The 13,269-nt window shown below is 73.5% G+C and carries 11 protein-coding genes; 6 read left to right on the top strand and 5 right to left on the bottom strand.

Going from position 1 to position 13,269, the window contains the following annotated elements:
- Positions 1–4: 4 nt before the first annotated feature.
- Positions 5–1,459, bottom strand: coding sequence for an alanine/glycine:cation symporter family protein (locus ATJ97_RS16480; RefSeq protein ID WP_098485558.1), 1,455 nt, complete (start codon positions 1,457–1,459; stop codon positions 5–7).
- 110 nt (positions 1,460–1,569) lie between these two features.
- On the bottom strand, positions 1,570–3,024 hold the full coding sequence (locus ATJ97_RS16475; RefSeq protein ID WP_098484659.1) for an alanine/glycine:cation symporter family protein: 1,455 nt from the start codon (positions 3,022–3,024) through the stop codon (positions 1,570–1,572).
- 150 nt (positions 3,025–3,174) lie between these two features.
- On the opposite strand from ATJ97_RS16475, the gene ATJ97_RS16470 reads away from it, so the two are divergent.
- The 3 genes from ATJ97_RS16470 to ATJ97_RS16460 are packed head-to-tail and all read left to right on the top strand — an operon-like array spanning position 3,175 to position 7,088.
- Positions 3,175–5,817 carry a DEAD/DEAH box helicase gene (locus ATJ97_RS16470; protein ID WP_098484658.1) on the top strand — a complete coding sequence of 881 codons (2,643 nt, stop codon included), beginning with the start codon at positions 3,175–3,177 and terminating at the stop codon, positions 5,815–5,817.
- Between the two features lie 60 nt (positions 5,818–5,877).
- Entirely contained in the window at positions 5,878–6,372 is a 495-nt protein-coding gene (gene ybaK / locus ATJ97_RS16465; protein ID WP_098484657.1) for a Cys-tRNA(Pro) deacylase, read from the top strand.
- Positions 6,369–7,088, top strand: coding sequence for a pentapeptide repeat-containing protein (locus tag ATJ97_RS16460; protein ID WP_098484656.1), 720 nt, complete (start codon positions 6,369–6,371; stop codon positions 7,086–7,088). The genes ybaK and ATJ97_RS16460 overlap by 4 nt, the downstream gene beginning before the upstream one ends.
- A 28-nt stretch (positions 7,089–7,116) precedes the next feature.
- Here the strand turns inward: ATJ97_RS16460 and ATJ97_RS16455 are convergent, their stop codons facing one another.
- The gene (locus ATJ97_RS16455) at positions 7,117–7,698 is read right to left on the bottom strand and encodes an HhH-GPD-type base excision DNA repair protein (protein ID WP_098484655.1); all 582 of its coding nucleotides are present in this window, start codon (positions 7,696–7,698) and stop codon (positions 7,117–7,119) included.
- 122 nt (positions 7,699–7,820) lie between these two features.
- Here ATJ97_RS16455 and pabB point away from each other — a divergent pair, with 122 nt between their 5' ends.
- On the top strand, positions 7,821–9,698 hold the full coding sequence (gene pabB, locus ATJ97_RS16450; RefSeq protein WP_098484654.1) for an aminodeoxychorismate synthase component I: 1,878 nt from the start codon (positions 7,821–7,823) through the stop codon (positions 9,696–9,698).
- On the opposite strand, the gene ATJ97_RS16445 is transcribed toward pabB, so the two are convergent.
- Positions 9,680–10,351: a hypothetical protein gene (locus tag ATJ97_RS16445; RefSeq protein ID WP_211287271.1), complete on the bottom strand. Its 672-nt coding sequence runs from the start codon at positions 10,349–10,351 to the stop codon at positions 9,680–9,682. The genes pabB and ATJ97_RS16445 overlap by 19 nt on opposite strands.
- A 59-nt stretch (positions 10,352–10,410) precedes the next feature.
- On the opposite strand from ATJ97_RS16445, the gene ATJ97_RS16440 reads away from it, so the two are divergent.
- A complete protein-coding gene (locus tag ATJ97_RS16440) occupies positions 10,411–11,259 on the top strand; it encodes an endonuclease/exonuclease/phosphatase family protein (protein ID WP_098484653.1) in 849 nt (282 codons plus the stop codon).
- A gap of 101 nt (positions 11,260–11,360) precedes the next feature.
- On the top strand, positions 11,361–12,131 hold the full coding sequence (locus ATJ97_RS16435) for a YggS family pyridoxal phosphate-dependent enzyme (protein WP_098484652.1): 771 nt from the start codon (positions 11,361–11,363) through the stop codon (positions 12,129–12,131).
- 12 nt (positions 12,132–12,143) lie between these two features.
- On the opposite strand, the gene lplAB is transcribed toward ATJ97_RS16435, so the two are convergent.
- Positions 12,144–13,193 carry a lipoate-protein ligase LplAB gene (lplAB, locus tag ATJ97_RS16430; protein WP_098484651.1) on the bottom strand — a complete coding sequence of 350 codons (1,050 nt, stop codon included), beginning with the start codon at positions 13,191–13,193 and terminating at the stop codon, positions 12,144–12,146.
- Between the last annotated feature and the right edge of the window lie 76 nt (positions 13,194–13,269).

Genomic DNA, 13,269 nt, shown 5'->3' with positions numbered 1-13,269 from the left:
TTCGTCAGGGCCGCTGGCGCTCGTGCACCGGTCGGCGCTCCCCCGCCACCCAGACGTCGGTGGGCAGGTCCCCGGGCAGCTCCGGGTTGCCGACGCCGACGAACACCGGCTCCTCCCCCGCGGCGGCCTGCCGCTCGTAGTCGCGCAGGGCACCGAAGGCCCACCTGCCGAGCAGGAACAGGGCGACGAGGTTCACCGTGGCCATGAGCCCCATGGCGACGTCCGCGAGCGCCCACACCGTGCTCAGCTCGAGCAGGGCGCCGGCGGCGACGGCCGCGACCACCAGGAGCCGGATCCCGAGGTTCATCGCCCGGCCGGGCCGGATGAAGTCGGTGTTGACCTCGGCGTAGGTGAAGTTGCCCAGCACCGAGGAGAACGCGAAGACGAAGATCAGGACGGTCATCGGGATCGTGGTCCACGTGCCGAGGGAGTCGGCGACGGCCGTCTGGGTGAGCACGGCGCCCTGGTCGTCGCCGGTGACGCCCGGCGTGTACACCTCGGGGCCGGCGAGCAGGATCATGAACGCGGTGGCCGAGCAGACCAGGATGGTGTCGACGAAGACGCCGAGGGACTGGATGAAGCCCTGCTGCGCCGGGTGCGCGACGGTGGCGGTTGCCGCCGCGTTGGGGGCTGACCCCATGCCGGCCTCGTTGGAGAACAGGCCGCGCTTGACGCCGTTGAGCAGGGCGGCGAGCATCCCGCCGGCGGTGCCCGCCAGCGCCTGGTCAAGACCGAACGCGCCTCGGAGGATGTCGGCGACGACGCCGGGGATCTCGGGCAGGTTCGCGGCGATGACGATCACCGCGAGCAGCACGTAGAAGAAGGCCATGACGGGCGCCATCCACTCGGTCACCCGGGCGACGGAGCGGATGCCGCCGAGGATGACCGGCGCCGCGAGCGCGACCAGGAACAGCGAGGTCACCCACGTGGGCCAGCCGTGCGAGCCCTCCAGCGTCCCGGCGATGGTGTTGGCCTGCACCATGTTGAAGGACAGGCCGAACGCGAAGATGAGGCAGACGGCGAAGACGATGCCCCAACCGCGGGAACCGAGGCCCCGCTGGATGTAGAAGGCCGGCCCGCCGCGGAACGTGCCGTCGTGCCAGCGCACCTTGTACATCTGCGCCAGCGTGGCCTCCATGAACGCGGTGGCCATGCCGAGCAGGGCCACCACCCACATCCAGAAGATCGCGCCCGGACCGCCGAGGGTGAGCGCGATCGCGACACCGGCGATGTTGCCGGTCCCCACGCGGGAGGCCAGCCCGATGGCGAACGCCTGGAAGGAGCTGATCCCGCCCTCGGCGCCCCGCCGGGAGCCGAGGACCTTGCGCACCATCAGGCCGAAGTGGCGCACCTGGAGCGCCCGCGAACGCACGGTGAAGTACAGGCCCGCCCCGACGAGCAGGAAGATCAGGACGTAGGTGTACAGCACGTCGTTCACGGCACCGACGACGGCGTCCATCGGCATTCCCCTCGGTTCGGCGACACGCGAGCCCCTCTGCGGGCGACGCGGCAGGACCGGGGAACGCTAACGCCCCGGACGCCGGAGCGCAGGTCGAGGCGACCGCGCGGTCAGCGCCGCACGGCGCCCGAGGGCCGCGCCCAGACGTCGCCGGGCAGCTCGCCGGGCGCATCCAGCAGGTGCTCGGCGACGAAGACGGGCTCGACCGGACCACCCGCGGGGGCGGCCGCGACCTGGCGCTCGTAGTCGCGCAGGGCGGCCACCACCCACCGGGTGAGCAGGACGAGCGCGACCAGGTTCACCACCGTGATCAGCGCCATCGCGGTGTCCATCAGCGCCCACACCGTCCGCAGCGCGAGGACCGACCCGATGCCGGTGGTCGCCACGACCGTGCCCCGCAGCACCCGGTAGGCGCCCGCCCCGGCGTGGAGGAAGAGCAGGTTGACCTCCGCGTAGGCGAAGGCGCCCAGGATCGAGGAGAAGCCGAAGAAGAAGATCATGATCGTCATCGGCCAGGCCATCCAGTCCCCGAGCTGGGAGGTGACGGCCGTCGTCGTCAGGTGGCCGGCGGCGTCGACGTCGGTGACGCCCGGGACGTACACGGCGGCGCCGCTGGCCAGGATGATGAAGGCCGTCGAGGTGCAGATGAACATCGTGTCGATGAAGACCCCGAGCGACTGGATGAGCCCCTGCTGCACCGGGTGGGCGACCGTGGCGGTCGCGGCGGCGTTGGGGCCGGTGCCCATGCCGGCCTCGTTGGAGAACAGGCCGCGGCGCACGCCGTTGAGGAGCGCGGCGACCACGCCGCCGGCCACGCCCGCGAGGCCGGGCTGCAGCCCGAACGCCCCGGCGAAGATGTCAGCGAAGAACTGCGGGACCGTCTCGAGGTTGAGCGCGATCACCGCGACCGCCGTCGCCACGTAGCCCAGCGCCATGAGCGGGGTCATGATCTCGGCGACCTGGGCCACCAGCTTGACCCCGCCGAAGACGACGAGGGCGGTGATGACGACGAGGACGAGCGCGGTGAGCCAGGTGTCCACGCCGTGGGAGGACTCGACCGTCACGGCGATGGTGTTGGCCTGCACCATCGGCATGGCGACGACCATGGACAGGACGAGCAGCCACGCGAACACGGTGCCCCAGCGCCGCGAGCCCAGGCCGCGGCTGATGTAGTACGCCGGGCCGCCGCGGAACGTGCCGTCCATGGCCCGGACCTTGAAGAGCTGGGCGAGCGTCGCCTCGGCGAAGGAGGTCGCCATGCCGACGAGGGAGACCATCCACATCCAGAAGATGGCCCCCGGACCGCCGAGGATCAGGGCGAGGGCGACGCCGGTGATGTTGCCGATGCCGATCCGCGTGGCCATCCCGATCGCGAAGGCCTGGAACGAGGAGATCCCGCCCTCGGCGCCGCGGCGCGACCGCGTGACGTAGCGCAGCATCTGCCCGAACAGGCGCACCTGCACCGCCCGGGTGCGCCACGTCATCCAGACGCCGACGGCGACCAGCAGGCCGACGAGGACGTAGAGGTACATCGCGTCGTTGACGACGGTGAGCAGCTCGGTCATGAAGCGTCCGTTCCAGGGTGCGACGGTCGCCGGGCGCGCCGCCGCCCAGCATCCTGACACGCGAGGCGTGCGCGGCGCGCGGGCCCGTCCGGGACCAGGACGGCCGTACCCCGCCTCCCGGCGGTCGCGCCGCAGTGAGAGGATCGGAGGATGCCGCCCGCCGCCACGCTCAACCTCGCCCTGGACGACCTCGAGGACGCCGGCGTCAGCGACCCCGATGCGATCTACGCGGCCTACGAGGAGTGGGCAGGAGCGACGGGGCTCACGCTCTACCCGCACCAGGAGGAGGCGGTGATGGAGCTGGTCTCCGGCTCCCACGTCATCCTCGCCACGCCCACGGGGTCCGGGAAGTCCCTGGTCGCCGTCGGCGCCCTGTTCACGGCCCTGGCGACCGGCCGTACCGGCTACTACACCGCCCCGCTCAAGGCGCTCGTCTCGGAGAAGTTCTTCGACCTCGTGGACCTGTTCGGCTCGGCCAACGTCGGCATGGTCACCGGTGACAGCGCCATCAACCCCGACGCCCCGATCATCTGCTGCACCGCGGAGATCCTCGCCAACCAGGCGCTGCGCGACGGCGCGGCCACCGACGCCGACGTGGTGGTCATGGACGAGTTCCACTTCTACGCCGACCCGCAGCGCGGCTGGGCGTGGCAGGTTCCCCTGCTGGAGCTGCCCCGCGCGCAGTTCCTGCTGATGAGCGCCACGCTCGGTGACGTCTCCTTCTTCGTCGAGGACCTGCGGCGGCGGACCGGGCGAGAGGTCGCCGTCGTGGACGACGCCGAACGGCCGGTCCCGCTGACGTTCACCTACTCCGTGGAGCCGATCCAGGACCTCCTGCTCGAGCTGGTGCAGACCCACCGCTCCCCCGTGTACGTGGTCCACTTCGCCCAGAAGGACGCCGTCGAACGGGCGCAGTCCCTCACCTCGGTGCAGGTGGCCACCCGCGAGCAGCGCGACCGCATCGCCGACGCGCTCGGCGACTTCCGCTTCGGCCCCGGGTTCGGCCAGATCCTCTCGCGCCTCCTGCGCCACGGCATCGGCGTCCACCACGCCGGGATGCTTCCGCGCTACCGCCGCCTGGTCGAGCGCCTCACCCAGGGCGGACTGCTCGGGGTCATCTGCGGCACCGACACGCTCGGCGTCGGGATCAACGTGCCGATCCGCACGGTGGTCATCACGTCGCTGACGAAGTTCGACGGCGAGCGCATGCGGCACCTCACCGCGCGTGAGTTCCACCAGATCGCCGGGCGGGCCGGCCGCGCCGGGTTCGACACCACCGGCGAGGTCATCGTCCAGGCGCCCGAGCACGTCATCGAGAACGCCAAGGCGCTGGCCAAGGCGGGCGACGACGAGCGCAAGCGCCGCAAGATCGTCCGGAAGAAGGCCCCGGCCGGGGCGGTGAACTGGACGGACAAGACCTTCGAGCGGCTGCGCGACGCCGACCCGGAGCCGCTGACCAGCCAGTTCCACGTCACGCACACCATGGTGCTGTCCGTGCTGGCCCGCGAGGGGGACCCGGTGGCGGCCATGTACCGGCTCGTCACGGACAACCACGAGCCGGAGCGGGACCGCAACCCGCACCTGCGCCGGGCCATCGAGATCTACCGCTCGCTGCGTGCCGGGGGCGTGGTGGAGCACGCCGACGCCGCGTGGCGCCGCGCCCACCCGGGACAGCCGTACGTGCGGCTGACGGTGGACCTGCCGCGCGACTTCGCCCTCAACGCCCCGCTCTCCCCCTTCGCGCTGGCGGCCATCGAGCTGCTCGACCCGGAGCACCCCGACTTCGCCCTCGACGTGGTCTCCGTCATCGAGGCCACCCAGGAGGACCCGCGGCCGGTGCTGTTCGCCCAGCAGCGAGCGCTGCGCGGGGAGGCCGTGGGCGCGATGAAGGCCGAGGGCATCGAGTACGAGGAGCGCATGGCGCTGCTCGAGGACGTCACCTGGCCCCAGCCGCTGGCGGAGATGCTCCGGGCCGCGCTCGCCACCTACCGGCAGACGAACCCGTGGGTGGCCGACTACGAGCTGCAGCCCAAGTCCGTGGTGCGCGAGATGGTCGAGCAGTCCATGACCTTCTCCGAGCTGGTCTCCCGCTACCAGCTCGCCCGCTCCGAGGGTGTGGTGCTTCGCTACCTCACGGACACCTACCGGGCGATGCGGCAGGTGGTGCCCGCCTCCGCCCGCACCGAGGAGGTCGTGGCGATCATCGACTGGCTCGGCGACCTGGTGCGCTCGGTCGACTCCTCGCTGCTGGACGAGTGGGAGGCCCTCTCCGCCGGGGCGGCCGCGTCCGCCGGAGCCATGGTGGTCCCCGAGGAGGAGCCGCCCGGGGAGCGCCGCTTCGGCGAGGGACCCGACGGCGAGCTGCCGGTCACGCGCAACCGGCACGCCTTCCGCGTGGCCGTGCGCAACGTCCTGTTCCGCCGGGTGGACCTCCTCGCCCGCGAGGCCTACGAGTCGCTCGGCCAGATGGACGACGGCGCCGGCTGGGACGCCGCCCGCTGGGAGGCGGCGATGGCCCCGTACTGGGCGGAGTACGACTGGCTCGGCACAGGCCCCGAGGCGCGGGCCGCGGCGCTGGTGCAGATCGTCGAGACACCACCGGGGGCGGACCTTCCCGATGCGCTTCCGGACGGCGCGGACCTCGCCCTCCCGCCGCGGGCCTGGCTCGTGCGCCAGACCTTCGACGACCCCGACGGTGACCACGACTGGGGCCTGACCGCCCTGGTCGACCTGGACGCCTCCGACGCTGCGGACGGCGCGGTGGTACGGGTTCTGACGGTCGGGCCGCGCTGACGGCTGCGCGGACCGCGGGGTTCGCGGCAGGATGTGCCGAATGACGGCAGGACGGTACTGATGGCGCGGAGGAACAAGGCCCCTTCCGGCACGCCCGCGCTCCGGGCTCTCGCCGAGGCCGGTGTGCCCCACGAGGTGCGCGCCTACGAGCACGATCCGCGTGCCGCCGAGTACGGCAGGGAGGCCGCGGAGGCTCTGGGCGTGGACCCCGCCCGCGTGCTCAAGACCCTTGTGGCGGTGGCCGACGGGACGCTGACCGTCGCCGTCGTCCCGGTGGCGGGCCGGCTCGACCTCAAGGCTCTGGCGACGGCGGTCGGTGCCAAGCGTGCCGACCTCGCCGACCCGGCCGCGGCGGAGCGGGCCACCGGGTACGTCGTCGGCGGCATCTCGCCGCTGGGGCAGCGGACCCGGCTGCGCACCGTCGTCGACGCCTCGGCCCTCGAGCACGGGACCGTCCTCGTCAGCGCGGGACGGCGCGGGCTCGACGTCGAGCTCTCGCCAGCCGACCTGGTCGCGCTGACCGGTGCCGTCGTCGCCGCGGTGGGGCGGGCGTGAGCGCGGACTCCGGTCGCGCCGGCCGGGCGGCCGCGCTCAGCACCTCGGCCGGCCGCGCCCGGCCGGGCGTCCCGCCGGCACCCCGGGTGCCGGAGCCGGACGTCGCGCGGCACCTCGTGCCCGCCCCTTCTGGTGACCTCGCCGGCGTCACGCTCACGGGCGTGGACCTCACCGGAGCGGGCCTCGTCGGTGCGGAGCTGGACGAGGTGCAGGTCGAGGCGTCCGCCCTCGACCGGTTGCGCGCCGCGGGCGGGCGGTGGGTACGCACCGCGCTGGCGGACTGCCGGGTCGACAGCGCGGACCTGGCGAACCTCCACGCGGAGGACCTCTCGCTCCTGCGCTGCAGCCTGCGCGACGCCCGGCTCGTCGGCGCGCAGCTGCCGGGAGCCCGGCTGCGCGGGGTGCGCCTCGACGGGGCCCGGGCCTCACTGACCAGCTGGCGCGGCGCGAGCTGGCAGCACGTCGTGCTCCACGGGGCGGACCTCACCGAGGCTGACCTCACCGGTGCCACGCTGACGGACGTGCTGCTGCAGGACTGCGACCTCACGGGCGCGCAGCTCACCCAGGTGCGCTGCGAGCGGGTGCGGCTCTCCGGGTGCCGGCTCACCGGGATCGCGGGGGTGCGCTCGCTGCGCGGGACGAGCGTCGCCGAGTCGGACGCCTATCAGCTGCTGCCGCTGCTCGCCCGCGACGCCGGGATCACGATCGCCGGCTGAGTGGCAGGACGGGAGGACGCGCGTCGCGCTACTTCTTGGCGGCCTTCGCGGCGGCCTTGGCGGCCCGCTTGGTCTCGCGCACGCGGGTGAGGGAGTCTGCGTCGACGATGTCCGCGACGGACCGGAACGAGCCCTCCTCCCCGTACGCGCCGGCGGCCTCCCGCCAGCCGGCCGCCTCGAGCCCGCACTGCTTGCCCAGCAGCGCGAGGAAGATCCGCGCCTTCTGGTCGCCGAAGCCGGGCAGCGCCTTGAGACGCCGGAGGATCTCCGCACCGTCCGGGTCGCCGCGCGTCCACAGGGCGGCGGCGTCGCCGTCGTACTCCTCGACGAGCGCCGCGCTGAGGGCCTGGATCCGGCCCGCCATCGACCCGGGGTAGCGGTGCACGGCCGGCGGCTGCCGGCAGACCTCGGTGAGCTCGTCGGGATCCATGGTCGCGAGCCGGCGCACGTCCAGCCCTCCGAGGCGCTCGGCGAGCTTCTGGGGGCCCGCGAACGCCGTCTCCATCGCCACCTGCTGGTCGAGCAGCATGCCGACCAGGAGGGCGAACGGGTCCTCGCTCAGCAGTGCGTCGGCGGCGTCGTCACCGGTGATGTGCAGGTCGTGGCTCATGCCCGCAGTCTGCCAGGCGGCGGGCGGCGGGCGGCGGGCGGCGGGCAGCGGGCAGCTTCGCTCCCGGACGGCTCTTCCTGCCATCCTCGTGCCGGCAGACTCGCTTCGACGAAAGGTCCGGCGTGACAGAACCTCGGTCGGCGGCGTACCCCGGCCCCGAGCCGGCGGTCGTGGCCCGGTTCGACGACCTCCGATCCGGCACGGTGCTGCAGTTCAGCTCGCTGCGCGACGAGATCGTCGCCCGCACGCCGCAGGAGGTGATGCCGGCCCTCGCGGCGGTCGAGCGCGCGACGGCCGACGGACGGTGGGCCTTCGGCTTCGTCGCGTACGAGGCCGCCGCCGGCCTGGACGACGCCCTCCCCGTTCGCGAGCCGGTGCCCGACCTGCCGTTGGTGTGGTTCGGCATCGCCGACGGTCCCGGCCCTGGCGCCGACCCCGAGCCCGCCACCGGCACCGCCACCGGCACCGGCCCTGCCATCACCACCGGCGCTCCCGCCCGTCGCGCCTACGCGGCGGACCGGTGGGAGCTGGAGTGGACCGAGGCGCAGCACGCGGCCCGGGTGGACGCGGTGCGCCGCGCGATCGCGGACGGCGAGACCTACCAGTGCAACCTGACCACCCGGATGACGTCCCGCCTCGAGGGGGACCTCCTCAGCTTCTACCGCACCCTCGCCACCAACCAGCGCGGCGCGTACAACGCCTACCTCGACCTCGGTCGGTTCGTCGTCGCCAGCGCCAGCCCCGAGTGCTTCTTCGACTGGTCCGGCTCGACGCTGACGACCGTGCCGATGAAGGGCACGGCGCCGCGCGGGCTGACCGCGGCGAGCGATCTCCAGGCCCGCGGACGGCTGCTCGCGAGCGAGAAGGACCGGGCCGAGAACGTCATGATCGTCGACCTGCTCCGCAACGACCTCTCCCGCGTGGCGGAGCCGGGCACCGTGGAGGTCACCGACCTGCTCGCCTGCGAGCCCTACAGCACGGTCTGGCAGCTGACCTCCACCGTCACCGGACGGGTTCGGCCGGGGACCACCCTCCCGGACGTCTTCCGGGCGCTGTTCCCGTGCGGCTCGGTCACCGGTGCACCGAAGGCGCGCACCATGCGCCTCATCGACGAGCTGGAGTCCTCCCCGCGCGGGGTGTACTGCGGCGCGATCGGCTACGTCGCTCCCGCGGGCTCCCCCACGCGGGCGCGTTTCGGCGTCGCGATCCGCACCGTCACGGTCGACCGCAGCAGCGGCACGGCCACGTACGGCGTGGGCGGCGGTGTCACGTGGGGCTCGACGGCGGAAGGCGAGTACCAGGAGATTCTCACCAAGGCCTCGATCCTCGACGCGCCGCCCGAGCCGGACTTCGGCCTTCTCGAGACGTTCCGCCTCTCCTCCGCCGGCCCCGTCAACCTCGACCAGCACCTCGACCGCCTGGCCACCTCGGCGAGGTACTTCGGCTTCTCCTACGACCGGGCGGCGGTCGTCGAGGCGGTCGCACGGGCCGCGCAGGGCGTCGGGAGCCACTGCCTGGCGCGGGTCCGCCTCAGCCGCGACGGCGGGGTGGAGGTGACCACCCGGGACGCGGCGTTCTCCGCGGAGCCGGTGACGGTCGCCGTCGACACCCGCACCGTCGACCGCGGCTCGCGGTACCTGTACCACAAGACCACCGTCCGCCACGTCTACGAGGAGGCGCGGCGGCGGCACCCCGGCGCCGACGACGTGCTGCTCGTGAACGGCGACGGCCACGTGACGGAGTCGACGGTCGCCAACCTCGCCGCCCGCGTCGACGGCGCCTGGGTCACGCCCCCGGTGGAGGACGGCTGCCTGCCCGGGGTCGGTCGCCAGCTCCTGCTCGACGACGGCGTGCTGACCGAGCGGTCGCTCACGGTGGAGGACCTGCTCGCCGCGGAGGAGCTGGCGCTCGTCAGCTCCGCCCGCGGGTGGCGCACGGCGCGCCTGTCAGTTGCTCCTGGCGGTGGCGGCGCGGACGCCCCTCACGCGATGCGCGGCTGAGTGAGCTCCGGAGCGCCCCGGGTCTCCCGGTCCTCCGGTGCTGCGGCGTCCCCGGCCGACTCACCGGCCGGGGCCGTCCCGGCGTCGCGGAGCGTGTCCGGGTGCTCGACGACCTCGAGCCGGTCCAGCAGGTAGAGGAACGCCTCGGCGTACGGGTTCCCCGCGATGCGGTCGGCCACCTCGACCCAGTCCACCTGCTCGCGCAGGGCCCGGGCGACGGGGAGCAGGTTGGAGAAGTTGCAGCGCTGCTCGGTCAGGACCCGCATCTTCTCCGAGAGGATGTCGGTGGCCTGCATGACGGGCATGGGGACGCCGAAGACGTCGAAGCTCTCCGCACGCTCGAACATCGCCTCGGGGACGGTCTCGCCGTCGAGGCGGAAGATGATGTCCACCAGCGCGTCGCCGTTGTAGGCCTTGAACAGCCAGTTCTCCACGGGGTCCTCGACGCGCAGCTCGGTCGCCGCGAGCGCCTCCCAGGCGGTGGAGCGGTCCTGCTCGCGGATCACGAAGTCGGCGTCGTGCTCGGACTGCGGGGCGCCGTGCACCCACGCGGCGAACCCGCCCGCGAGCGCGAACGGGATTCCGGCTTCGGAGAGTGCGGCCCCGACGATGCGCATGGCTTCGTGGAGATCCGCGCGGTGACTGTCATCCATGCGAAAGGGTCTACACGACGACGCGCGGGAACGCACCAGGACGGGCACAATCGGGCTCGATGCGCATCGCGACCTTCAACATCCTCCACGGCCGCTCGCTCACGGACGACCGGGTCGACCTGGACCGCTTCGCCGACGCCGTGCGGACCCTGGACGCTGACGTGCTCGCCCTGCAGGAGGTCGACCGCGACCAGCCCCGCTCGCACGGCGCGGACCTCACCGCGGTGGCCGCCGAGGCGATGGGCGCCGTCGAGCACCGGTTCGTCGCCACGATGAGCGGACTGCCGGACCTCTGGACCGCCGTCACCGGCGAGGACCAGCCCGCCTCCTCGGCGTACGGGATCGCGCTGCTGAGCCGGTACCCGGTGGAGCGGTGGAAGGTCCTCGCCCTGCCGAGCCCGCGGCAGCGCGTGCCGGTGACCTTCCCGGGCAGGCACCGCCCGGTGCTGGTCAAGGACGAGGCCCGCACCGCCCTCGCCGCGCTCGTCGTCGCGCCGGAGGGGCGGATCGCCGTCGTCGGCACGCACCTGACGTTCGTGCCCGACTGGAACGTCGCCCAGCTCCGCCACATCGTCAAGGCCACCCGGGACATGACCCGCCCCTTCGTCCTCATGGGCGACCTCAACCTCGCCGGCGGCGAGCCCTCCCGCCACAGCGGCCTGCGCCCGCTCGTCACCGCGGCGACCTTCCCGCTCACCGAGCCGGACGAGCAGCTCGACCACATCCTCGTCGACGGCGACGTCCACGTCACGGAGCCAGGCCGGTCCCACAACCTCGGCATGTCGGACCACCGGGCCCTCTCGGTCGGCATCGCTCTCGGGCGCACCGAGCCGAGCGACGGCGAGCGCCCCCGTGCGGCCACCCGATCCCCCGCGCGGGTGGACGCCGGGGCGCGCCGGCCGGGCTGAGCCGGTCCGAGGCCGGGGCGCCCCGTCCCGGGCCCCGGGGCCCGTCCGAGACCCGAGGCACCGGCGCCGGCCGGGCCTGCGGCTGGGTAGGGTCGGACGGCGTGGACCAGATCGCCGAGAACCTCGCCGTCGTGCGTCGCCGGATCGCCGACGCCGCCCACGTGGTCGGCAGGGACCCGGCGGAGGTCCGGCTGCTGCTCGCCGTGAAGACGCAGCCGGTGGACGCGGTCCGCGCCGCCCTCGACGCCGGCGCCGACCTGCTCGGGCACAACCGGGCCCAGGAGCTGGTCGCCACCGGTCCCGGGCTCGCCGCGCCCGGGACCCCGGCCCACGAGATGCACTTCATCGGCCACCTGCAGTCGAACAAGGTCAACCAGGTCCTGCGCTGGGCCGGCTGCGTCCAGACCGTCGACACCCTGCGCCTCGCGCAGCGCCTCGACGCCGCGGTCGCGCGCCGGGTGGCGGGCACGGAGAACGGGGCGGGCAGGAACGGGCCGGCCGTCGAGGACGACGGCGGAGCCTCGCCGCTGGACGTGATGGTCCAGGTGAACACCTCGGGCGAGCCGACCAAGGCCGGCGTCGACCCGGCCGGGGCGGTCGAGCTCGCCTCCGCCGTCGGCGCGCTGCCGCACCTGCGGCTGCGCGGGTTCATGACGATCGGGGCCAACTCCCCCGACGTCGACGTCGTGCGGGCGTCCTACGAGGCCCTGGCGCAGGTGCGCCGGGACGTGCTCGCGGGTGGCGCGCCGGGGACCGGGGACGCCACCGAGCTCAGCATGGGGATGAGCGGCGACCTCGAGATCGCCGTCGCGGCCGGGGCCACGATGGTCCGGGTCGGCACCGCCGTGTTCGGCGCGCGCCCGCCCGTCTGAGCGGGGCCTGCCTCAGGGCACCCGGTAGGTCCATCCGTCGCTGAGGAACTTGGTCTCCATGAGCTCCTCCGCGCGGGCGACCTCCTCGGGCCGGTAGTCGGACATCCGCGTGTCGTACCGGCCGCGGAAGTGGGCGATGAACGCGTCGACGATGTCGGCCCGGGCCATGCCGGTCTGCGAGCGCATCGGGTCCACGCGCTTGTTCGCGCTCCGGATGCCCTTGTCGGAGAGCTTCTCGCGGCCGATGCGCAGGACGTCGAGCATCTTGTCGGCGTCGATGTCGTAGCTCATCGTCACGTGGTGGAGCACCACGCCGGAAGCGAACCGCTTCTGCGCGGCGCCGCCGATCTTCCCCTGCTCGGAGGCGATGTCGTTCAGCGGCACGTACCGCGCCTTCACGCCCACGTCAGCGAGCGCGCCGAGCACCCAGTCGTCGAGGAACGCGTAGGACTGCTCGAAGCTCAGTCCCTCGACGAGGGACTCCGGGACCACGAGGGAGTAGGTGATGCAGTTGCCGGGCTCCATGAACATCGCCCCGCCGCCGGAGATGCGGCGCACCACGGACATGCCGTGACGCTGCAGCGCCTCGCTGTCGATCTCGTTGCGCACCGACTGGAAGGACCCGATGACCACCAGCGGGGCGTTCCACTCCCAGATGCGCATGGTGGGCCCGCGGCGGCCGGCGGCCACCTCCTCGGGGATCACCTGGTCGAGCGCGACGTTCAGGGCCGGGTGCACGGGCTCGCCGTGGATGACGTCGAAGGTGTGGTCGCGCCAGCTCGTCGCGTGGCCGAGCGCCCGCCGCACGGCGATGCCCACGGCCTCCGGCGTGAACCCGACGAAGCTGACGCCGTGGTCGACGGCGCTCTCGATCGCCCGCGCGAGCTGGGCCGCCGACGCGGTCTCCGGCATGCCGGTCAGCGCGCCGTTGATGTCCTCCAGGGCGTCGTCGGGCTCGAGGAAGAAGTCGCCCGACACCCGGGCGTGCGCGAGCCGTCCGTCCTCGACGTCCACGTCGACCGCGACGAGCTTGCCCCCGGGAACCTTGTACTCACCGTGCATGGCTCCACCCTAGGGTCCTCGCGGCGCCCGGCCCGCGTGGGGTCGGTCACGCGGCGCCACCGCCGGCCCAGCGCTC

This window comes from Georgenia soli (assembly GCF_002563695.1).
Lineage (GTDB): Bacteria > Actinomycetota > Actinomycetes > Actinomycetales > Actinomycetaceae > Georgenia > Georgenia soli.
The sequence above is the reverse complement of the archived record's forward strand: the minus strand, read 5'-3'. Positions and strand labels throughout refer to the sequence as shown.

Bases quoted from the DNA above. Each gene is read 5' to 3' on its own strand.
- ATJ97_RS16480 (WP_098485558.1), bottom strand. From the start codon at position 1,459: ATGGACGCCGTCGTCGGTGCCGTGAACGACGTGCTGTACACCTACGTC.
- lplAB (WP_098484651.1), bottom strand. From the start codon at position 13,193: ATGCACGGTGAGTACAAGGTTCCCGGGGGCAAGCTCGTCGCGGTCGAC.
- ATJ97_RS16470 (WP_098484658.1), top strand. From the start codon at position 3,175: ATGCCGCCCGCCGCCACGCTCAACCTCGCCCTGGACGACCTCGAGGAC.
- ATJ97_RS16440 (WP_098484653.1), top strand. From the start codon at position 10,411: ATGCGCATCGCGACCTTCAACATCCTCCACGGCCGCTCGCTCACGGAC.
- ATJ97_RS16475 (WP_098484659.1), bottom strand. From the start codon at position 3,024: ATGACCGAGCTGCTCACCGTCGTCAACGACGCGATGTACCTCTACGTC.
- ATJ97_RS16445 (WP_211287271.1), bottom strand. From the start codon at position 10,351: ATGGATGACAGTCACCGCGCGGATCTCCACGAAGCCATGCGCATCGTC.
- ybaK (WP_098484657.1), top strand. From the start codon at position 5,878: ATGGCGCGGAGGAACAAGGCCCCTTCCGGCACGCCCGCGCTCCGGGCT.
- ATJ97_RS16455 (WP_098484655.1), bottom strand. From the start codon at position 7,698: ATGAGCCACGACCTGCACATCACCGGTGACGACGCCGCCGACGCACTG.